At 72.2% G+C, this 19,822-nt stretch carries 20 protein-coding genes; 9 read left to right on the top strand and 11 right to left on the bottom strand.

Annotated features, from left to right (window positions below; genetic code table 11):
- Nucleotides 1-54: 54 nt before the first annotated feature.
- Nucleotides 55-1,629, top strand: coding sequence for a bifunctional NAD(P)/FAD-dependent oxidoreductase/class I SAM-dependent methyltransferase (locus AB0O48_RS26160; protein WP_365068906.1), 1,575 nt, complete (start codon nt 55-57; stop codon nt 1,627-1,629).
- A 231-nt stretch (nt 1,630-1,860) separates the two neighbouring features.
- Nucleotides 1,861-3,480 carry a DivIVA domain-containing protein gene (locus AB0O48_RS26155; protein WP_357253240.1) on the top strand — a complete coding sequence of 540 codons (1,620 nt, stop codon included), beginning with the start codon at nt 1,861-1,863 and terminating at the stop codon, nt 3,478-3,480.
- Nucleotides 3,481-3,698: 218 nt separating this feature from the next.
- Here AB0O48_RS26155 and AB0O48_RS26150 read toward each other — a convergent pair whose 3' ends face one another.
- Nucleotides 3,699-4,172 carry a hypothetical protein gene (locus tag AB0O48_RS26150; RefSeq protein WP_365068903.1) on the bottom strand — a complete coding sequence of 158 codons (474 nt, stop codon included), beginning with the start codon at nt 4,170-4,172 and terminating at the stop codon, nt 3,699-3,701.
- A 216-nt stretch (nt 4,173-4,388) separates the two neighbouring features.
- Here AB0O48_RS26150 and AB0O48_RS26145 point away from each other — a divergent pair, with 216 nt between their 5' ends.
- A complete protein-coding gene (locus tag AB0O48_RS26145) occupies nt 4,389-5,783 on the top strand; it encodes an FAD-dependent oxidoreductase (RefSeq protein WP_357253244.1) in 1,395 nt (464 codons plus the stop codon).
- Nucleotides 5,784-5,799: 16 nt separating this feature from the next.
- On the opposite strand, the gene AB0O48_RS26140 is transcribed toward AB0O48_RS26145, so the two are convergent.
- From AB0O48_RS26140 to AB0O48_RS26130, 3 genes are read right to left on the bottom strand one after another with little or no spacing between them, the layout of a single operon-like run.
- Entirely contained in the window at nt 5,800-6,570 is a 771-nt protein-coding gene (locus tag AB0O48_RS26140) for a nucleotidyltransferase domain-containing protein (protein ID WP_365068901.1), read from the bottom strand.
- A gap of 36 nt (nt 6,571-6,606) precedes the next feature.
- Nucleotides 6,607-7,947: a hypothetical protein gene (locus tag AB0O48_RS26135; RefSeq protein ID WP_365068899.1), complete on the bottom strand. Its 1,341-nt coding sequence runs from the start codon at nt 7,945-7,947 to the stop codon at nt 6,607-6,609.
- Nucleotides 7,948-7,952: 5 nt separating this feature from the next.
- Entirely contained in the window at nt 7,953-8,417 is a 465-nt protein-coding gene (locus AB0O48_RS26130; RefSeq protein ID WP_357572924.1) for a hypothetical protein, read from the bottom strand.
- Nucleotides 8,418-8,562: 145 nt separating this feature from the next.
- Here AB0O48_RS26130 and AB0O48_RS26125 point away from each other — a divergent pair, with 145 nt between their 5' ends.
- Both AB0O48_RS26125 and AB0O48_RS26120 read left to right on the top strand, forming a co-directional pair.
- Nucleotides 8,563-9,384 carry a copper resistance protein CopC gene (locus tag AB0O48_RS26125; RefSeq protein ID WP_357572923.1) on the top strand — a complete coding sequence of 274 codons (822 nt, stop codon included), beginning with the start codon at nt 8,563-8,565 and terminating at the stop codon, nt 9,382-9,384.
- 248 nt (nt 9,385-9,632) lie between these two features.
- Nucleotides 9,633-12,038 carry a ricin-type beta-trefoil lectin domain protein gene (locus tag AB0O48_RS26120; RefSeq protein ID WP_365068897.1) on the top strand — a complete coding sequence of 802 codons (2,406 nt, stop codon included), beginning with the start codon at nt 9,633-9,635 and terminating at the stop codon, nt 12,036-12,038.
- 44 nt (nt 12,039-12,082) lie between these two features.
- On the opposite strand, the gene AB0O48_RS26115 is transcribed toward AB0O48_RS26120, so the two are convergent.
- Nucleotides 12,083-12,469, bottom strand: coding sequence for a DUF2267 domain-containing protein (locus tag AB0O48_RS26115; protein WP_357253254.1), 387 nt, complete (start codon nt 12,467-12,469; stop codon nt 12,083-12,085).
- 214 nt (nt 12,470-12,683) lie between these two features.
- Between AB0O48_RS26115 and AB0O48_RS26110 the strand changes: the two genes are divergently transcribed.
- From AB0O48_RS26110 to AB0O48_RS26095, 4 genes are all read left to right on the top strand, one after another.
- Nucleotides 12,684-13,016, top strand: a complete 333-nt coding sequence (locus AB0O48_RS26110; protein WP_357253256.1) for a nuclear transport factor 2 family protein — start codon at nt 12,684-12,686, stop codon at nt 13,014-13,016.
- A 33-nt stretch (nt 13,017-13,049) separates the two neighbouring features.
- A complete protein-coding gene (locus AB0O48_RS26105; RefSeq protein WP_357572921.1) occupies nt 13,050-13,886 on the top strand; it encodes an oxidoreductase in 837 nt (278 codons plus the stop codon).
- A gap of 247 nt (nt 13,887-14,133) precedes the next feature.
- Complete coding sequence (locus AB0O48_RS26100) at nt 14,134-14,553, top strand: ATP-binding protein (protein ID WP_357253260.1); 420 nt, start codon at nt 14,134-14,136, stop codon at nt 14,551-14,553.
- A 104-nt stretch (nt 14,554-14,657) separates the two neighbouring features.
- Nucleotides 14,658-15,035, top strand: a complete 378-nt coding sequence (locus AB0O48_RS26095; RefSeq protein WP_357253262.1) for a nuclear transport factor 2 family protein — start codon at nt 14,658-14,660, stop codon at nt 15,033-15,035.
- Nucleotides 15,036-15,039: 4 nt separating this feature from the next.
- Here the strand turns inward: AB0O48_RS26095 and AB0O48_RS26090 are convergent, their stop codons facing one another.
- The 6 genes from AB0O48_RS26090 to urtB form a co-directional block, all read right to left on the bottom strand.
- Nucleotides 15,040-15,561, bottom strand: coding sequence for an SUKH-4 family immunity protein (locus AB0O48_RS26090; protein ID WP_357253264.1), 522 nt, complete (start codon nt 15,559-15,561; stop codon nt 15,040-15,042).
- A 124-nt stretch (nt 15,562-15,685) separates the two neighbouring features.
- Nucleotides 15,686-16,156 (bottom strand): molybdenum cofactor biosysynthesis protein, encoded by a 471-nt coding sequence (locus tag AB0O48_RS26085; protein WP_357253266.1) that lies wholly within the window; start codon nt 16,154-16,156, stop codon nt 15,686-15,688.
- 62 nt (nt 16,157-16,218) lie between these two features.
- Nucleotides 16,219-16,914 carry an urea ABC transporter ATP-binding subunit UrtE gene (gene urtE, locus AB0O48_RS26080; protein ID WP_357253267.1) on the bottom strand — a complete coding sequence of 232 codons (696 nt, stop codon included), beginning with the start codon at nt 16,912-16,914 and terminating at the stop codon, nt 16,219-16,221.
- On the bottom strand, nt 16,911-17,687 hold the full coding sequence (gene urtD, locus AB0O48_RS26075) for an urea ABC transporter ATP-binding protein UrtD (protein ID WP_357253269.1): 777 nt from the start codon (nt 17,685-17,687) through the stop codon (nt 16,911-16,913). Before urtD ends, urtE begins: the two co-directional genes overlap by 4 nt.
- Complete coding sequence (gene urtC / locus AB0O48_RS26070) at nt 17,684-18,877, bottom strand: urea ABC transporter permease subunit UrtC (RefSeq protein WP_357253271.1); 1,194 nt, start codon at nt 18,875-18,877, stop codon at nt 17,684-17,686. The genes urtD and urtC overlap by 4 nt, the downstream gene beginning before the upstream one ends.
- Entirely contained in the window at nt 18,874-19,761 is an 888-nt protein-coding gene (gene urtB / locus AB0O48_RS26065) for an urea ABC transporter permease subunit UrtB (protein ID WP_357253273.1), read from the bottom strand. The genes urtC and urtB overlap by 4 nt, the downstream gene beginning before the upstream one ends.
- Nucleotides 19,762-19,822: the final 61 nt, after the last annotated feature.

Below are 19,822 nucleotides of genomic sequence, written 5' to 3'. Positions count from 1 at the left end.
TTGCCGGAGACGACGGATGGTGGGCTCAGCCGACGAGGTCAGAGGGAGATACCGGTGGACGAGACATACGACGTGGTGGTGGTGGGCGGCGGCGCCGCGGGGCTCAGCGGAGCCCTGGCGCTGAGCCGGGCGCGACGGTCGGTGCTGGTGATCGACGCCGGCGAGCCGCGCAACGCGCCCGCCGGCCACGTGCACAACTACCTGGGACGGGAGGGAACGCCGCCGGGCGAGCTGCTCGCGGTCGGGCGGGCCGAGGTCGCCGGGTACGGCGGGCAGTTCCGCGCCGGACGGGTGGAGACCGCGACCCGCGAGGACGACGGATTCCGGCTCGACCTCGACGACGGGAGTGCGGTGCGGGCCCGTCGGCTGCTGGTGACCACCGGGCTGACCGACGAGCTGCCCGACGTGCCCGGCGTGGCCGAGCGGTGGGGCCGCGACGTGCTGCACTGCCCGTACTGCCATGGCTGGGAGGTCCGGGACCGGCGCATCGGCGTGCTGGCGACCGGGCCGCTGGCCGTGCACCAGGCCGAGATGTGGCGACAGTGGAGTTCCAGCGTGCTGCTCCTCCTGCACGACGCTCCGGCGCCGGATGCGGAGACCGCCGAACGGCTCGCCGCCCGGAGCATCGCGGTGGTGCCGGGTCCGGTCGCCGCGCTGGAGGTGACCGAGGACAAGCTGACCGGCGTACGGCTGACCGACGGCCGGGTGGTGGCGCTGGACGCGGTGGTGGTCGCGACACGGCTGACTCCTCGCGCCAGCCTGCTGGTGGGGCTGGGCCTCGCCCCGGAAGAGCTGATGATGGGCGAGCACGTCATCGGCGCCCAGATCCCTGCCGATCCCGCCGGCGCGACGAGCGTCCCGGGCGTCTGGGTGGCCGGCAACGTGGCCGACATCCGTGGCCAGGTGATCACGTCCGCCGCTGCCGGCCTCACCGCCGCCGCGGCGATCAACGCCGATCTCATCGCCGAGGACACCCGTGTGGCGGTGACCGCGTACCGCCAGGTGGTGGCCACGGCGTTCGAGGAGCCGGCGTGGGAGGAGCGCTACCAGTCCCGGCCCTCGGTGTGGAGCGGCCGGCCCAACCCGCAGTTGGTCGCCGAGGTCGCGGACCTGACGCCGGGGCGCGCGCTGGACGTGGGCAGCGGTGAGGGCGGTGACGCGGTGTGGCTGGCCGAGCGGGGCTGGCGGGTGACGGCGGTGGACATCTCCAGCACCGCGTTGAGCCGGGCCGCCACGCACGCCGACACCGTCGGCGTCGGCGACCGGATCGAGTTCACCCATGCCGACCTGCGCGACAAGCCGCCCGCCGAGCAGGCGTACGACCTGGTGTCGTCGCAGTTCATGCACCTGCCCCCGGTGCAGCGGCGGGAGTTGTTCGCCCGGCTGGCCGAGGCGGTGGTGCCGGGAGGCCTTCTGCTGATCGTCGGGCACCACCCGTCGGATCTGTGGACGTCGGCGCGCCGGATGCACATGCCGGACATGATGTTCACCGCGGAGGACGTGGCCGCCACCCTGGACCCGACGGTTTGGGAGGTGCTGACCGCTGAGGCCCGCCCCCGCCCAGCCAACGACCCGGACGGCCAGCCCCTCACCCTGCACGACGCGGTCCTGCTGGCCCGCCGCCGCTAGCCCCACCCGAAACCCGTCGATCATGGAGTGGTGGTGCCGGAATGATGGTGGTCCACCACCTATGTCAGCCACCACAACTCCATGATCGATGCGGGAGCGGGGGACGATACGAGACGTGGTGGGGCGGGACTTCGCATGTGGTGGGCTCGGCGGTAGCGTTGCGCCACACTGACGGCCCGCGGGGCAGGCGACCGCCCACCCGCACGCCCCCGATCGTACGGAGGATGGTGCATGTCCATCGGCGCTGAGCCGCACGCAGCACGCGACGATGCGGCCTCGCGGCCGAGCTTCGAGCTCGCCCTGCGCGGCTATGACAAACGCCAGGTGGACCGGCACCTGGAGCAGCTCGACGGCCAGATCACGATGCTGAGCGGCGAGCACGGCCGCTCCGCGGTCCGGGTCCGGGAGCTGACCGCCGAGGTGCAGCGGTTGCGCACCGAACTGGCCGAGATGCGGGAGCAACCAGTGCAGGTGGACCGCGCCTCGATCCACGATCTGGGTCCGATGGTCGCCGAGATCATGACGCTCGCCGACAAGCAGGCCGCGATGATCATCGAGTCGGCCACCGACCGGGCGAACGAGTTGCGCAGCGAGTCGGAGCGGATCCTCACCGACACCCGGGAGCGGGCCGCGCAGGCACGGCAGGACCTGTCCGAGGAGTTGGCGACGCGACGTTCCGAACAGGAGCAGGCGCACGAGGAGCGGCGCACGCTGGCCGAGGCCGAGTTGACCGCGATCCGCGAGCACGCCGAGCAGTTGCGCGCCGACGGTGAGGCCGCCCACGAGCGCGCCCAGCACGAGGCGAAACGGATCACCGAGCAGAGCGCCCAGCAGCTCAACCAGACCCGGGTCGCCGCCGACGCGCTGATGAAGTCGGCCCGTACCCAGATCCAGCAGGAACTCCAGTCGGCCCGCGCCAAGAACCAGCAGGAGATGGCCCAGTGGCAGGCCAGCGTGGAGCGGGAGGTCAACGAGCGGCGGACCGCCGCCGAGCAGGACATCGCCGAGCAGCAGGCAGCCACCGAGCAGGAGCTCGCCGAGCAGCGCAGCGCCACCGAGCAGCAGATCGCCGCTCTGCTGGCCGAGGCCGAGCAGCACGTCACCGAACTGCGTAACCGGGCCGACGAGCAGGCTGCCAGTCACCAGGAGCAACTCACCGCCCTCCAGCAGGACATCGAGGAGCGCCGGCAGGAGGCCGAGGAGCTGCACGCCGAACTGGACACCGCCCGCCAGCAGCTCGCGGAGATCCAGCAGGAGGGTGAGACGCTGGAGAACGAGCTGTCGCGGATGCAGCAGCGGCTCAGCGAGGTCCGCCGGGACCTCACCGCCGAGAGCGCCCGGCTGGAGGAGGCCCGTCGCGCCGGCGACTCCGCCGAGCGGCACGCCAAGGAGGTACGCGCCCGGGTGCAGCGCGAGGCGAAGCGGGTCGCCGACCTCGCCGCCGCCGCGGTCATGGCGGCGGCAGCCGGTGGTCCGGAGACCGCCGAGTACCCTATGGTCGGCACCCGGTCCCACCTCGACCGGCCGACCGCTGACCGGCCGAGCACCGACCGGCCCTTCGTCGACCGGGACGGGGGCGGGCGGGCCGAGAGCGACCAACCCGGCAACGACCAGTCCGTTACTGATCAGTCGAGGGGCGACCGGTCCGGTGCCGACCCGTCCGACGGTGAGCGCTCCGACCGACCGACCACGGTGGACGAGCCGGTGACCGCGTCCGCCGACCGGGCGACCGGCCCCGACGGGCACGTCCAGGAGCCCGAGCGGATCTTCACCCGACCGGACGCCCCGACGCCCGTGCCGTTCCTCGCCTTCGGACAGCCGGTCAGCGAGAACGGCGCGGCCCGGCACTGACCTCGACCACGGTCGTCCCGGGTCCGCAGCGAACTCGCACGGTCCCGGGACGACAACCCGATCGCCAGCCACCGAACTGGACACGATCAACCGCGCCGTGGTGGCCGTGTGAATCAGCGCTCGCCCTCCCGGTCGACGCAGGAGAGGTGGATGGCTCTGATTGCCCAGAACAGCGCGGCCGCACCCCGGACCGGTGCCTCGTCGGCCGACGCCCCGCCTCACGAGGGAGGTGGGGCTGACCGAGCCAGATAGCTCCGCAGCTCGGCGACCTCCGCAGCGGTGAGGACCGGGGTGAAGTCGAGGTGCTCGCTGGGGTGGATGGCGGTGCCGGAGCCGGCCACCGTGACGAACCAGGCACCCTCGTGCCCGAACCAGTGCGCCTGCCCCGCCACCCCGAGGTCGGCGAGGTCCTCCTCGGCGGTGGATGCACCGGCCGAGATGATCCGCACCCACTGGCCGTCGCGCCCGTACGGCGGCTGCGGGATCTCCACGTCCAGGTGCCGCTCGGCGATCCGATCCGGCGGCACGTCGAACAGTCGCGCCGCGCCCTCGCGGGCCAGCGTGCGCACCTCCCTCGTGCTGCGGGTGGTGCCGACGTACGCCTCCTCTTCGGGTCCTTCGACAAGCACCGCGTAGGAGCGGTCCGGCTCGTGGCGGACCCGGGCCCGGAACCGAAGCGGGACGTCACCCATCCACGCATGATCCCCTACCAACACTGGCACCGCCCGCCCTGACCACGTCGAGAGCGGTGCCGACCCGGAAACCTTGACGACCGCCTTCGACGGCGGCGACCTGGGACGATTCTGCGCGGAACGGGGCCGCCGACCTGCTCTCAACTGGCAGGCTGGGCTGGCCGCCGCGCACCAGCGGTGGCCGCCGGTCTGCCCGGTGACCGAGAGGAGCACCCGGTGACCGACCAACCGGAGGAGTTCGACCTGCTCGTGGTGGGCGGCGGCAAGGCCGGGAAGACGTTGAGCATGGACGTCGCCCGCTCCGGGCAACGGGTCGCCATGGTCGAACGCGGCATGATCGGCGGCAGCTGCATCAACGTCGCGTGCATCCCGACGAAGGCCCTGGTGACCAGCGCACGGGCGGCGCGCCTGCTACGTGACGCGTCCGCGCTCGGCCTGACGGTCGACGGCGGCCGGGTCGACGTGGACCTGCTGCGCGCGCACAAGCAGGACGTGGTCGAGGGGATGGTGGCCGCCAACCGGCAGCAGTTCCTCGACTCCGGCCTGCACCTGGTGATCGGCGAGGCCCGGTTCGTCGGCCCCCGGACCGTGCGGGTGTCCCTCGCCGACGGCGGTGAGCGGCTGCTGCGCGGCGACGACGTGGTCATCAACACGGGTACGCGTCCGCATCTGCCCTCGGTGCCCGGGATGGCCGAGGCCGGGGTGCTGACAAGCGACGAGCTGCTGCATCTGGATCGGCTGCCGGCCCGACTGGTGGTGCTCGGCGGCGGCACCGTCGGGATGGAGTTCGCGCAGATGTTCGCGTCGTTCGGCAGCGCGGTGACGCTCGTCGAGGGCGGCCCGCGGCTGCTCCCCCGGGAGGATCCCGACATGAGCGACGCGGTGCTGCGCGTGTTCCTCGACGACGGCATCGACGTCCGCGTCGGCATCGCCGTCGCCCGCGTCGACCGTGACGTCGACGGCACGCTCCGGGTGACGCTCGACGACGGCAGCCTGGTGACCGGGGATGACGTGCTGGTGGCGGCCGGGCGGGAACCGGTCACCGACGGGCTCGGCCTGGACGTGGCCGGCGTACGCCTCAACGAGCGGGGCTTCGTGCTCGTCGACGAGTACCTGCGCACCAGCGCCGAGCGGACCTGGGCGGCCGGCGACGTCGCCGGCAGCCCGCAGTTCACCCACGTCTCGCTGGACGACTACCGGATCATCCGCGCCAACCTCGCGGGTGGGGAACGCAGCACCGCCGACCGGGTGATCCCGTACACCGTCTTCACCACCCCGGAGCTGGCCCGGGTCGGGCTCACCGAGACCGAGGCGAGCCGCGCCGGGTACGACATCCAGGTCGCCCACCTGCCGGTCGCCGCGATCCCCCGGGCGCGCACCCTGCGCCAGACCCAGGGCATGTGGAAGGCGGTCATCGACACCAGCACCGACCGGATCCTCGGCGCGGCGCTGCTCGGCGCCGAGGCCGGTGAGGTGATCACCTCGGTGCAGCTGGCCATGCTCGCCGGGATGCCGTGGACCGCACTGCGTGACGCGATCATCACCCACCCGACCATGACCGAGGGGCTCAACCTGCTCTTCGCCTCGCTTCAGTCCCGCCCGGTCCGCTGAGTGCCGCAAGACCCGCCTACGCGGCGGCGATCTCGTCGCGTACCCGTTGTTGGAAGGCGCGGGCCTGCGCCCCGGTGGGTGGCGGGCCGCCGTGCCGTGCGGCGATCGCCTGACGGATCACCTCGGCCGGGTCGTCGGCGGCGATCAGCCGCTGACCGGCCGCGACCTTGGCCAGCCAGACGCCGTCGCGGTGGCGCACCAGCGACCGGCAGGCGCCGAGCACGGCGTCCTCCGTGCCGGGTGCGGGTTGGTCGTCCGGCGGTGTCGGTAGGGCCAGCCACCAGGTGAGCGCGTCGACGAGCAGGCGGCGCAGGTCGGCGGGGGCGAGGTCGGCGAAGACCTGCCGCGCCGGCGGGCCGAGCAGCGGCAGTCCACTCTGGTGCAGGATGCTGCGGTCGAGGCCGTACCAGAAGCGGCCGTCAGCGGCCGGCCGGTCGGCGGGGTCGAGGGTGCACCGGAACGGCATGCCGGGGCCGGTGTTCAGTTCGACCTCGAAGCCCGGCTCGGGGGTCCCGGAGGCGGCCACCGCACGCCGGTACGCGACCAGCTCCAGCCCGCGCGCCGGGCAGGGCAGGGCTTCGTGCCGCAGCCGGGCCACCAGCGTCCGTTTGGTGCCGTCGCTGAGCGGCCCGGCGCTGACCAGCGCCACGTCCACGTCGCTGCGGCCGGCCTGGTACGCGCCGAGCCCCACCGAACCGGCCGCGTACGCGCCGACCAGGTCGGCTCCGAGCACGTCGCGGGCGGCGGCGACCAGGTCGTCGAGGTAGTGCTGAAGATCGGTGTCCACGGGTCATCATGACGCACTGGTCGGAGCCGGACGGGACTACCCCGCGTAGAGCAGCAGCAGACCGCCGACGGTGTACGCGACCATCAGCGCCAGCAGCGGGAGTTGACCGGCCACCGCCCGAGCCCTGGGGAACAGGTACAGGGCGCGGTCGTGGGCGAGCAGCGTGCCGACCAGGTGTCCCAGGATGATGACGGTGATCTGGAGGGTGGCCACCCCGGAGGGCGTGACCAGCCCGGTGTGCGGCTCCCAGCCGGCGGTGCCGAGCCAGTTGGCGCCGGTGCCCAGCGGGTCGGAGAGCAGCGCGACGGTGCGTTGGCCTTCCAGGATCAGCAGCGAGTAGTAGTGCGCCACCACGTAGCCCACCGCGATCGGCACGATCGAGTGGGCGATCTCGCCCGGCACCGCCCGGGCGTCGGCCGGGTCGGCCCGGCCGATGCGCGCCGCCGCAGCGGTGGCGAGCAGGTACGCCACCGCGACGGCGGCGATGACCAGGACCAGCCCGCCGCTGCCGGTGGCCGCCGGGTGCAGGCCGTTCTCCTGGCCGAAGCGCAACCAGGCCGGCGCGTTGGAGAGGCTGTCGTACATGGTCGAGCCGAGCAGCACGATCACCACGGCGACCAGCCCGGGGCGGGGGCGCAGCCCGGCGATCCCGTCGAGCGGGTTGCGCCAGACCAGCACGCCGTCCGCGGCGCGGCCGATCGGGGCGAGCTGACCGATCAGGGAGCTGTACGTCTCGAACGGGTCGGCGTGGTCGAACCAGGCGGCGCCGAACAGCGCCGCCCCGGCCAGCAGGACCACCGCGTACGCGGCGAGCCAGGCGGTGATGACCGGCAGGGTGGCCCGGTCGGGTGCGACGAGCTCCAGCCAGACGAACCCGAACAGCGTGGCGGCGGCCGGCCACAGGCCCACACCGGGCGGCAGCTCACGAAGCCCGCGGTCCGGGTCGCGGCGCAGCGCCAGCGTGGCGAGCAGGTGCACGGTACGCAGCGGGTTGAGCGCCCGCCAGACGGGGCCGAGCAGCAGCGACAGGGGCGCCAGGCCGACCCAGAGCAGCACGTAGAGCGCACCTGCCGTCGGGTTGTCGGCGATGTCCGGCCCGCCCAGCAGACCGAGGCAGAACCAGGCGGCGGCGAGCAGGCCGAGTCCGCGCAGCGCCCACCGGAACGCGGGCGCGTCGATGAGCCGGGCGAGCCAGCGCGGCACCGGGCGACCGCCGACGGCGTCCCGGTCGAGCCGGGGTTCGCGCCAGAGCAGGCCCAGCGCCACGAACGTGACGACGAGGGTCAGCGCGGCGGCGACGACAAGCTGCGGCAGCGTGATCGGCAGGTCCTGTCGGCCGCCGACGCCGTGCGCCAGCACCGTTGCGGGGGTGGTCATGTCGGTCAACGGACGACGAGTTGGAACAGCACCAGCTCGGTCTCGTGCGTCTCCACCTCGAACAGACCGGTCTTGTCGGCCCGGAACTCCACCGAGCCGGGTTTGCCGGCCGGCAGTCGGGCGCCCAAGTCGTAGCCGTGCACGTGCAGCTCGTCCGCCGCGTCCGAGGTGACCGTGATGCGCAACAACTCTCCCTTAGCCACGGTGATCCGTCCGGTCGGCGGAGTGATCCGCCGCTTCGCGATCGTCACGACGATCTCGCGGTCCGCGGCCGGTGCGCTGGGGGTGGGGCTTGCCGTCGGACTCGGCGCGGTGGTGGCGGCGCTCGGCGGTGCGGCGGACGTGGCTGGCGCGGAGGGGGTGGCCACGGACGGGTCGTCGTCGTGCCCACAACCGGTGACCAGCAGGGCGGTGAGGACGCCGGCGGCGAGGGCGGCACAGGCGCGGGTGGCGGGGGTACGGACGAACACGGGCGGACTCCGAACGACGCGAGGGGGACGGGTGTCGAGGTGAGAGTCGGGGAGGAGAACTCTACGTCTTGTTCGGCAGAGGGGAAATGACCATGATGAACGAATGCGATCGAGGTTGGTCACTGCGCGTAACACCCTGAGCCGTATGCTGGCGGCGGTGGCCGCGACGCTTGTGGTGTCGCTGCTGCTGCCCGCCGCGCCGGCGTCCGCGCACGGCCAGTTGGCGACCTCCACTCCGCTCAAGGGCACCGTCGTGCGCGAGCCCCTGACCCAGTTGGCCCTGTACTTCACCGAGAAGCCGGCCGCCAACGCGCACTTCGCCATCAGCGGCCCGGACGGGTCGCGAGTGGACAACGGCTGGTCCAACGGTGAGCCCAAGCGACTCGACAAGCCGGTCACGGAATACTTCATGGTCAACGGCGTGTTCGAGCCCCGGCTCTACCACACCGGCTTCCCGGCCATGGTGACCGTCGCGCACTGGCCGGCGAAGGGTCGCTACACCGCCAGCTACCTCTCCGTCGCCTCGGACGGTGAGGCGGTGCGGGGCGAGGTGACCTTCGACTACCAGGGACGGAGCACACCGGCCCCGGCCGGCTGGACGGCACCCACGGCGGGGCCGGATCCGGCGCTACTCGCCCAGGCCGAGGGCGAGGGATCGGCCAGCCCCGCGGTGACCGGCAGCCCGGCGGGTCCTACCAGCGCTCCGCCCGCTGCCAGCGAGGAGCGCGCCGGTGGCGGGTTTCCGGCCTGGTTGGTCCCGGCCCTGATCGTCGTCACGGTCGCAGTGCTCGTGCTGGTGGCGGCGCGCCGCCGGCCCGTCACGCGCGGGGCCCCGACACCGGGCCGTCGGCCGTCCGGCGCCACCGCCGGCAAGTCCGGCGCCGCTGCTGGCAAGTCCCGCGCCGCCAGCGGCAAGGCCGCTCCCCCGCGTAAGACGGGTGGTTCGGCCCGGCGCGGGCGGCGGTGAGCCGCCCCCAGAGCCGGCACTCTTCGCGTATCACCGCGAACTTTCGCACGGACATCGGGAACTTTTGATGTATCGACGCGAAGCCATGGACAGTCCAATCGAAACACCTTAATGTCTCGACTCATCAACCCGGTGTTTCCACAATGTCACTCGTCGGCGTCGAGGACGTTACGGAGCCGGGGCCGACGGCCATCCTCACCGCTGCCTCGCACCGGCCGTCGGACACTCCACTGCCTCCTGGAGGAACGATGGGCCCACGCCTGCAACGCCGACTCCCCCATCCCGTCCTGGGTGCGCTCGCACTCGTCCTCACCACCGGCCTCTGGGCCGCTCCGGCCACCGCCGCGCCCGCGCAGGAGCCCGGCGTCACGCTGCGCGTCTTCGACGTGCAGGTGCCCCTCTCCGAACTGTGCACCCTCAAGCCCGCGCAGACCCCCAACGTGGACAGGCTCATGCCCACCATCAACTGGACCTCGGCGTCCGACTTCGGCTTCGAGGACAACTTCGTCTCGCAGGTGCTCGGCAACATCACCACCACCCAGGCCGGCAGCTACACGTTCCGGCTCAGCAGCGACGACGGATCCAAACTGGCGATCGACAACACGGTCGTGATCAACCACGACGGCCTGCACGGCGCGACGCCGCCGAAGGAGGGCACGGTCACCCTCACCGCCGGCCTGCACCCGCTGCGCATCGACCATTTCGAGCGAGGCGGCGGGCAGCAGATCACCCTGGAGTGGAAGACGCCGGGCTCGTCGTCCTTCGTGGTCGTACCGAACTCGGCGTTGAGCACCGACGCCGGCGTGGTCCGGGTGACCGCGCCGGGCCGCAAGGAGTGCGAGGGCATCGCCGACACCCCCGGCGACGGCCTGCCGCTGACCGGGGTGCACCCCGGCTACACGCTCACCAATCTGCGGCCCAGCGGCTTCCAGCCGAAAGTCACCGGGATGGACTGGCTGACCGACGGCCGGCTGGTCATCTCGACCTGGGGCGGCAGCGACCAGTCCGGCACCTCCCAGGACGGTGAGGTCTGGATCCTCGGCAACACCGGCGGCGCGACCACCCCGGGCGCCGTGACCACCAAACGGATCGCCAGTGGGCTGAAGGAGCCGCAGGGGCTCAAGGTCGTCGACGGGGTGGTCTACGTCTCGGAGAAACAGCGGCTGACCCGACTGGTCAACACCGGCGGCGACGAGGTGGCCGAGCGCCTGGAGACCGTCGCCACCTGGCCGTACGGCGGCAACTTCCACGAGTTCGCGTTCGGGCTGCTCTACCAGGACGGGTTCTTCTACCTGAACCTGTCGGTGTCGATCAACTCCGGCGGTGCCACCACCAACCCGCAGCCCGCCGTCAACCGGGGCACCACCCTCAAGATCAACAAGGACACCGGCGCGGTCAGCTACGTCGCCGGCGGCCTGCGTACCCCGCACGGCATCGGTTGGGGTCCGGAGGGCGGCATCTTCGTCACCGACAACCAGGGCGGCTGGCTGCCCTCGTCGAAGCTGGTGCACATCAAGCAGGGGCGCTTCTTCAACCACTACACCAACCCGGCCGGCCCGTTCGACACCGCACCTGTCACGTCCCCGGTGCTCTGGATGCCGCAGAACGAGATCGCCAACTCGCCCAGCACGCCGCTGTACCTGACCAGCGGCCGATACGCCGGCCAGTTCGTCATCGGCGACGTGACGTACGGCGGCCTCCAGCGGGCCAACGTGGAGAAGGTCAACGGCGAGTACCAGGGTGCGCTGTTCCGGCTCACCCAGGGCCTGGAGGCGGGCGTCTCGGAGGTCAACGTCGGCCCGGACGGCGCGATCTACGTCGGCGGGCTCGGCGCGGGCGGCAACTGGGGTCAGACCGGCAAGCTGTCGTACGGCCTGCAGAAGCTCACCCCGAACACCGCCACCACGTTCGAGATGCTCGCCATGCGGGCCACCACGACCGGCTTCGAGGTCGAGTACACCCAGCCCGTCTCGACGGAGACCGCCGCCGGACTGGCCGCGCGTTACAAGATCAAGCAGTGGCGGTACGTGGCGACGTCCAACTACGGCGGGCCGAAGATCGACGAGGAGACGCTGACCGTCACCTCGGCCACCCTCTCGTCGGACGGGAAGAAGGTGAGCCTCACGGTGCCCGGCCGCAAGGCCGGCCGGGTGGTGCACCTGCGCTCGCCGCGCCCGTTCGCCTCCACCACCGGCCAGTCACTGTGGAGCACCGAGGCGTGGTACACGCTCAACTCGATCCCGGGCAGCCCTCCGCCGCCGGCCGGCGGGAGCATCACCGGCGTCGGTGGCAAGTGCCTGGACGTCGACAACGCGGGCACCGCCGACGGCACGAAGATCCAGCTCTGGACCTGCAACGGCACCACGGCGCAGTCGTGGACGAAGGTCGGCGACACGTACCGGGTGCTGGGCAAGTGCCTGGACGTGGACAACGCCGGCACCGCGAACGGCACGAAGGTTCAGCTCTGGACGTGCAACGGCACCGCGGCGCAGGTCTGGCAGCCGCAGTCCGACGGGTCGATCCGCAATCCGCAGTCCGGCAAGGTCCTGGAGGCAGCCGGCGGCAGCAGCGCCGACCGCACCCAGATCCAGCTCGGCACGTACTCGGGCGGCGCGCATCAGAAGTGGGTGATCGGCAGCGGGGTCACCGGCTGACCTCGGCGGGGGCGTGGTCCGACCGGCGGGTCGGGCCGCGCCCCTCAGGGGCCGTGTGGCAGTGGCTGCGCCAGCGCCCGCAGCTCCGCCGGGAGTTGGGCCAGGGCATCCTCGAACTCCCGGTGCCCGACCACCCGGTGCATCGTCTGTAGGACGGCGCGGGCGCCCCGCTCGGCGGCGGGTCGGTCGATCCCGGCGCGGTCGGCCACCCGGCGCAGGAACTCGTCGCAACCGAACGCCTCCGGCGGCTCCGCGGCCTTGACCAGCAGCGGGCTCAACTCGTTGGCGAGGTGGGGGGCCAACGCGCCCGCCTCACCGCCGCTGAGGCGCTCGGTGAGGGTCCGTAGAACAGCCTCGGTCAGTGTGCGCGCCTGCTCCGGCGGGATGCCCGCCCGCGCCGCGACCTTGTCGACGAACCCCAGCTCGGCCATGCCCCCGCCCTTCGCTTCGGAAGGGCGTGGCTACCCGGGACCACCGGCGGCAAACCCCGCCCGGCGGCCCGGACGGCGTGCACGGCACGTCCTGACCGCCCGCCCGGTCGTTCTGAATCGTTGCCCCGCGCGGTGGCGTCCGCTTCTCGTACGGTGAGGTCGGACCGGGAACCCGACGGCTGCCCGACGGCGGCCCGTGCCGCAGGAGGAGCAGATGGCGGTGGACCTGCCCGACGTGATCAACAGGTACTTCCGGGCCGTCAACGACCGGGACCTGGATGCCTTCGTCGCCTGCTTCGCGGACACCGCGAGCGTCGCCGACGAGGACCGGCTCTACGACGGACGGGCCTCGATCCGCTCCTGGCGGCAGAAGACGATGGATGCCTACTCGTACTCTGCCGAGCCGGTCGGTGTCACGCCGCAGGCGGGCGACTCGTACCTGGTCCGCACCCGGGTGTCCGGCGACTTCCCCGGCAGCCCGATCGAACTGCGCTACCGGTTCACCCTGCGCGACGACCTGGTCGGAGCGCTGGACATCCGCCCGTAGCAGCCGCCCATCCGCCAGCCAGGAGGAGACCACGTGCCGCGAGTCTGGCTCATCACCGGTTGTTCCCGAGGCCTCGGTCGGGCGCTCGCCGAGGCCGTGCTGGCCGACGGCGACCACCTGGTCGCCACCGCGCGCAACCCGGCCCAGCTCGACGCCCTGAGCGACAGGTACGGCGAACGGGTCAGGACGGTGGCCCTCGACGTCACCGACCCCGCCGCCGCCCACGCCGTCGTCCGCACCACCGTGGACACGTTCGGCAGCCTCGACATCCTGGTCAACAACGCCGGATACGCCGACGTCGCCGCGATCGAGGACATGCCGGAGGACAACTTCCGGGCCCAGATCGAGGCCAACTTCTACGGAGTGGTCAATCTCTCCCGCGCGGCCCTGCCGGCGATGCGCTCCCAGGGGCGCGGGCACATCCTCCAGATCTCCAGCGTCGGCAGCCGGGTCGCCAGCACCGGACTGGGCGCGTACCAGGCCGCCAAGTGGGCGGTCAGCGGCTTGTCCGGGGTACTCGCCAAGGAGGTCGAGGGGTTCGGGATCCGGGTCACCAGCGTGGAGCCGGGCGCGTTGCGGACCGACTGGGCTGGCTCGTCGATGAGCATGCTGCCGATCAGCGACCCGTACCGGTCGGTCATCGATCCGGCCGTGCAACGGCTCCGCCAGGCCAGCGGCAACCAGCCGGGCGACCCGGCCCGCGCCGCCCAGGCGATCATCCAGATCACCCGGGTCGACGACCCGCCCCTGCGGCTGCTGCTCGGCGCCGATGCCGTGGCGGGCGCCTCGGCTGCCGCCGAGGCGCTGGCCGCGTCCGACGCGCGGTGGCGCGAGCTGAGCGAGTCCATCGCCTTCGACCCGGCCCCCTGACCGGCGCGGCTCCCCCGACCGACACCACCATCGGACGGGGGTGCGACAGGCATGACCGGGCGTCGCCGGATCGACCGCCGAACGGGTGGGACAGCCCGCGCACCAACAGGTGACATGATGTGCCGACAAACAGCTGTCGCTAGGAGAAGGGTTGCTGCTGCCCGATGGCGCACTTCGCGGCTCGCATGATCCCCGCACCCGGGCCTGTCGTGGTGACGCTGGCCGACAACCCGCCGATGGCGGGCTGATGCCGGCCGAGCGACCAGAGGTCGTGGCCGAGCAGAGCGTCCCCGCCCCTCTCGCGGACACCATGTCGTACCAGGTCGCCACGGACGTGCGAGCGCTCCGCGCGTTCGTCAGCGTCGGGGCGCTGGCCCGCGGCCTGCCGCCCGAGCGGGTGGAGCTGCTGACGCTGGCGGTCAGCGAGCTGGCCACCAACACGTTGCAGCACACCACCGGCGGCGGCCGGGTCCGGCTCTGGGTCGATTCGGGTCAGCTGTTCTGCGACGTCGTCGACCGGGGGCCGACCCGGGCGCTGGGCCGGCGCATGCCGGCCGCCGACGCGATACGGGGTCGAGGGCTGGCGATCGTGGAGCAGATCTGCGACGAGGTCGCCGTGCTCACCAGCCCGGACGAGACGGTCGTACGGATCCGCCTGAGCCTGTGACCGCCGCCGGCGATCCACCCGCCGCGGGCTGCGCCGGCTGCCACAATGCGGACAGCCCGGGCTGATGGTGACACCGGGCCGACACCGATCGGGAGGACGCCACAATGCCGGACAGCGCACGTGAGGCAGAGCTGCTCGATGCCGAGCGGACCCTGCAGGCCGCCCAGCGGGCCGGCGACGTGGCCGCCCTCGACCAACTGCTCGTCGACCAGCTGATCGCCGTCGGCCCGGGCGGCGGGACGTACACCAAGCAGGATGACCTGGCCGCCCACCGGGACCGTCGCTCGGTGGTGGAGGAGTTGGTCGAGGAGGAGTTGGACCTGCTCGTCGTCGGAAAGACCGGGGTGACGTTCTTCCTGGGCCGGGTGGCCGGGGTGTACGAGGGGGCGGCGTTCGCGGCGCGCCTGCGCTACACCCGGACCTGGGTCCACGACGACCCGCACGGCTGGCGGGTCCTCGCCGCGCACGTCAGCCCGGTCTGACCCGTCAGGTCTCGTCGTCGGTGTCGAGCAGGCCCTGCTCGTCGAGGAACGCGAACCACCTGTCGTCGCCGGGGGTCAACTCGGCATAACCCGGGCCGAGCAGGTAGTAGTCCACGAAGGAGCCGAGGTCGGGGGCGAGCTCCTCGAACGTGTCGGACATGAACCACTCGGTGCCGTTCGGCGGGAAATACCAGACGGCGCCCGTGCCGCGGTCCAGGAAGATCGGCTCGTCGCTGCGGGTGCCGACCACCAGCCAGCCCGCCCGGTCCTCCGGGATGGACGAGAAGTCCGGCGCGTAGTCGAGGTGGTACTGGATCCCCGCGAGGGTCGACGCGGACGCCAGCTCGACCCGACCGGCGCGCAGCCCGTCGGCGACCAGCAGCAGGTCCCGCAGGTCGTCCGGCAGACCCGCCGGAACGGCATCGATGGCAGCGCCCTCGCCGAACTCGGCGAACGCCACGCTCGCCGGCTGGTCGGCCAGATCCACCCGCAGCTCCTCGATGAGCTGCCGCAGCTCGTGGATCAATCCACCACCTCTGTTCGGATCAGGTCCTCCTCCGAGCTGCCCTCAGCTCCGCGAACCCCGGTGCGCGTGTTGGTTCTACCACGCGCCGGCGGATGCCGGAGCCACCTCACCGAATCGCGTTTGCTCAGCTCACCGTGGCGTCGATCGGCCCGATGCGCAGGGTCCCGTCGTTGAGTGGCGTGCAGCGGATGCCGCCGGTGGTGCGGAGCGCCTTCCACGTCCCGGGGCCGACGGTGACGTCCATCCAGGCGCAGGGCCGGGCCGCCCGGTTGACCCGCAGGCTCACCGGGCCGTCGCCGGAGTCCAGCACCAGCACCCTGCCGATCAGCTCGTCCACCGCGATGCCGGTGGTGAGGATGTTGCGCCGCACCTCCGCCAGGCCGATGCCGACCGGCAGTGACTCCTGAGCGATGACCGTGACGCTGGCGTCGCGGTGCGCCTGCTGGCCGAAGTACCGGTCGCCGACGATGCCGAGGTGTGCCCGGATCCGGACGGCGTCGACCAGCTCACCGGGTGGGGCCGGCGCGGGGCCGTCGGCGGGCCGGCCCAGGAAGCGGTGCACGGGCGAGGCCAGCAACTCGACGATCTCCGGCATGGCAGGGATTCTACGAACCGGGGAGGACTTCCCGGGTCAGGTCGGCAGACCCCGCCGCCGGCTCACACGGCCAGGGCTGCCCGGACCTCCCGTTCCGCCGTGACACCCCCGTCGCCGTGTGAGGTGACCCGGCCGGACTCCAGCACGTGGTAGCGGTTCGCCACCCGCAACGCGAAGCCCAGGTGCTGCTCGACGAGCAGCACGCTGAACCCGGACTGCCGGGTCAGCTCGACGATCCGTTCCTGGATCTCGGCGACCACCGACGGCTGGATACCCTCGGTCGGCTCGTCGAGCATCAGCAACCTCGGCCGGGTGATCAGTGCCCGGGCGATGGCCAGTTGCTGCCGCTGACCGCCGGAGAGCAACCCGGCCCGCCGCCGCAGCAACGGCCGCAACGCCGGAAACAGGTCCAGCACCTCCGCGGTGGCCACCGCACCGTCGCGCCGCCCGTCGGCGACGAGCCGCAGATTCTCGGCGGCGGTCAGGTGCGGGAAGCTCTGCTGGCCCTGCGGGACGTACGCCATGCCCCGCGCCACCCGCTCGTGCGGCCCGAGACGGGTGACGTCCTCGCCGTCCAGCTCGACGGTGCCGGCACTCGGGCGCAGCAGTCCGGCCGCGACCCGCAACAGGGTGCTCTTGCCGGCGCCGTTGTGCCCGAGCACGGCGGCCACCCCGTCGGGCGGGACGGCGAGGTCGACCCCGTGCAGCACCTGAGAGCGCCCGTACCCGGCGTGCACCCCGCGCAGCGTCAGCATCATGCCTCCCGGATCGTGGGGGCCGACCCGGCGTCGACCGGGTGGCCAAGGTAGACCTCCTGCACGCGCGGGTCCGCCTGGACCTGCGCCACCGTGCCCTCGCTGAGCACCCGACCGGCGTGCAACACCGTGACGGTGCGCGCGAACCGACGCAGGAAGTCCATGTCGTGCTCGATCACCACCACCGTGCGGTCCCGGCTCACCGCCTCCAGCAGGGCGCCGGTGGCGTCGCGTTCCTCGTGGCTCATCCCGGCGACCGGCTCGTCGAGCAGCAGCAACCGGACGTCCTGCACCAGCAGCATGCCGATCTCCAGCCACTGCTTCTGGCCGTGCGCGAGCGTCCCGGCGAGGTGCCCGGCCCGCCCGGTCAGACCGATGGTCTCCAGCGCCGCGGCCACCTCGTCGGGAATGGCGCGCCGACGACGGGCCAGGGTCGCCCAACTACGACGGGCGCCCGCCGCGATGTCGAGGTTCTGCAACACCGACAGCTCCTCGAAGACCGTCGACGTCTGGAACGTGCGCCCGATGCCCAACCGGCTGATCCGGTGCACCGGACGGCCCAGCAGCTCGTGCTCGCCGAAGCGGACCGAACCGGTGGCCCGGACCAGGCCGGTGATCGCGTCGACCAGGGTGGTCTTGCCGGCGCCGTTCGGCCCGATCAGGAACCGGATGTCACCGGCGGGCACCTCCAACGAGACACCGTCGACGGCGGTGAACCCGTCGAAGCTGACCCGCACGTCACGGACGGACAACCCGTCCAGCCGCTCGTCGCTCATGCCGCCGGCACCTCCGCCCGCTCGGCGCGTCGTCGACCCGTCGGTAACCACCCACGCCGACGCGCTGCCACGCCGCCGCCCTCCTCCCGGCGGCGGGCCAGCGCCCACAGCGACGCCAGGCCACCGGGAAGGAACGCCACCACCACCACGAAGAGCAACCCCTGCAGGTACGTCCAGGTGCCGGGGAACCGCTCCGACAGGGCGGTACGCGCCCAGGCCACCGCCACCGCGCCGAGCACCGGGCCGAGCAGAGTGGCCCGGCCGCCCACCGCGACGCCGATGACGAACTCGATCGACGGGACGATGCCGATCAGCGCGGGCGAGATGATGCCCACCGCCGGCACGAACAGCGCCCCGGCCAGCCCCGCCATCCCGGCCGCCACGACGTACGCGACGAGCTTGACCGACGCCGGGTCGTAGCCGAGGAACCGGACCCGCTCCTCACCGTCGCGGACCGCCACCAGCAGCTCACCGTAGCGACTCTGGATGAGTTGACGGGCCAGCGCGAGCAACGCCAGCAGCGTGCCGGCGATGATGAAATAGACCATTCGCTGGTTGACCGGGTCGTCGAGGTTGTAGCCGAAGAAACCCTTGATGTCGGTCAACCCGTTGGTGCCACCTGTGGTGCCCTGCTGTCCGATCAGCAGGATCACCATGGCGGCCGCGAGCGCCTGGCTGAGGATGGCGAAGTACGCGCCCCGGACTCGGCGGCGGAAGACAAGCGAGCCGAGCCCGAAGGCGACGGCCATCGGCAGCAGCACCGTCGCGGGCAGCGCGAACCACGGGCTGGCGAACGGCCGCCACCACAGCGGCAGTTCGTCGAGCTGCCCGTACAGTTGCATGAAGTCGGGCATCCCACCGGGACCCGCGTCGGCGAGCTTGAGGTGCATGGCCATCGCGTAGCCGCCGAGGCCGAAGAAGACGCCCTGGCCGAGGGTGAGCATCCCGCCCCGGCCCCAGGCGATCCCGATGCCGACGGCCACCATGGCGACGCAGAGATACTTGGCGAGCAGGGCCAGCCGGAAGTCCGACAGCAGCAGCGGCGCCACGGCGAACAGCAGTGCCGCGCCGAACGCGAAGCCGGCGGCGGTCCGTAGCCGCGTGCGACCACCGGTCCGGGCCGGAGGTGCGGGGCGGGTGGCCTCCGGACCGGTGGCGGCGCTGGGGGGCGCGGGGGTGACGGCGGTCATGCGAGGCTCCTGGTCCGCAGGGTGAACAGGCCCTGTGGCCGCCACTGAAGGAACGCGACGATCGCCACGAACACGATCACCTTGGCGACGCTGAGGGTGGTGAGGTACTCCCCGGTGGCCTGGAGCACGCCGAGGGCGAAGGCGACGATCACGCTGCCCTTGAGCTGGCCGATCCCGCCGACCACGACGACCAGGAAGGCGTCGATGATCAGGTTGGTGCCCATGGTCGGGCCGATCGGGCCGAGCAGGGTCAGCGCCACCCCGGCCAGCCCGGCCAGGCCGGAGCCGACGAAGAAGGTCGTCCGGTCGACCCGGGCGGTCGGGATGCCGGACACCGCGGCGAGGTCGCGGTTCTGCACCACGGCGCGAATGCGGCGTCCCAGCGGGGTGAGCCGTAACGCCAGGGTGAGCGCCGCGACGGCGGCCAACGCCAGGGCCAGGATGAACAACCGGTTGTTGGCGATGGTCAGCCCTCCGGGCAGCGCCACGTTGCCGGTGAGCAGTTCGGGGGCGCGGGTCTGCACGTTCGGGCTGCCGAACACGTCGCGCGCCAACTGTTGCAGCATCAGCGACACACCCCAGGTGACCAGCAGGGTGTCCAACGGTCGGGCGTAGAGCCGGCGGATGAGCAGCATCTCCAGCAGGACGCCCATCGTGCCGGCGACCACGAACGCCACCGGCAGTGCGACCACCAGTGACAGGCCGGCCCCGGTGATGCTCTGTTGCAGGACGTAGGTGGTGTACGCGCCGGCCATGATGAACTCACCGTGCGCCATGTTGATCACGTTCATCTGGCCGAAGGTCAGCGCGAGGCCGAGAGCGATGAGCAGCAGCACCGCGCCGATGCTGATGCCGGTGAAGAGTTGTCCGAAGAGGACTGTCACGGTGGGTACTCCGTACTGCTGGTCGGGAGGCCCGGGCGGACCGCGCGGCAACGCGGTCTGC

Origin of the sequence: Micromonospora sp. NPDC085948 (genome assembly GCF_040686315.1) — a bacterium.
Lineage (GTDB): Bacteria > Actinomycetota > Actinomycetes > Mycobacteriales > Micromonosporaceae > Micromonospora.
Note: the sequence above shows the minus strand (reverse complement) of the source record. Positions and strands in the feature narration are given on the sequence as shown.

Excerpts from the sequence above, each read along its gene's own strand:
- AB0O48_RS26155 (WP_357253240.1), top strand. The coding sequence starts at position 1,861 with ATGTCCATCGGCGCTGAGCCGCACGCAGCACGCGACGATGCGGCCTCG.
- AB0O48_RS26150 (WP_365068903.1), bottom strand. The coding sequence starts at position 4,172 with ATGGGTGACGTCCCGCTTCGGTTCCGGGCCCGGGTCCGCCACGAGCCG.
- AB0O48_RS26135 (WP_365068899.1), bottom strand. The coding sequence starts at position 7,947 with ATGACCACCCCCGCAACGGTGCTGGCGCACGGCGTCGGCGGCCGACAG.
- AB0O48_RS26125 (WP_357572923.1), top strand. The coding sequence starts at position 8,563 with ATGCTGGCGGCGGTGGCCGCGACGCTTGTGGTGTCGCTGCTGCTGCCC.
- AB0O48_RS26120 (WP_365068897.1), top strand. The coding sequence starts at position 9,633 with ATGGGCCCACGCCTGCAACGCCGACTCCCCCATCCCGTCCTGGGTGCG.
- AB0O48_RS26115 (WP_357253254.1), bottom strand. The coding sequence starts at position 12,469 with ATGGCCGAGCTGGGGTTCGTCGACAAGGTCGCGGCGCGGGCGGGCATC.
- AB0O48_RS26110 (WP_357253256.1), top strand. The coding sequence starts at position 12,684 with ATGGCGGTGGACCTGCCCGACGTGATCAACAGGTACTTCCGGGCCGTC.
- AB0O48_RS26100 (WP_357253260.1), top strand. The coding sequence starts at position 14,134 with ATGCCGGCCGAGCGACCAGAGGTCGTGGCCGAGCAGAGCGTCCCCGCC.
- AB0O48_RS26095 (WP_357253262.1), top strand. The coding sequence starts at position 14,658 with ATGCCGGACAGCGCACGTGAGGCAGAGCTGCTCGATGCCGAGCGGACC.
- AB0O48_RS26085 (WP_357253266.1), bottom strand. The coding sequence starts at position 16,156 with ATGCCGGAGATCGTCGAGTTGCTGGCCTCGCCCGTGCACCGCTTCCTG.
- urtE (WP_357253267.1), bottom strand. The coding sequence starts at position 16,914 with ATGATGCTGACGCTGCGCGGGGTGCACGCCGGGTACGGGCGCTCTCAG.
- urtD (WP_357253269.1), bottom strand. The coding sequence starts at position 17,687 with ATGAGCGACGAGCGGCTGGACGGGTTGTCCGTCCGTGACGTGCGGGTC.
- urtC (WP_357253271.1), bottom strand. The coding sequence starts at position 18,877 with ATGACCGCCGTCACCCCCGCGCCCCCCAGCGCCGCCACCGGTCCGGAG.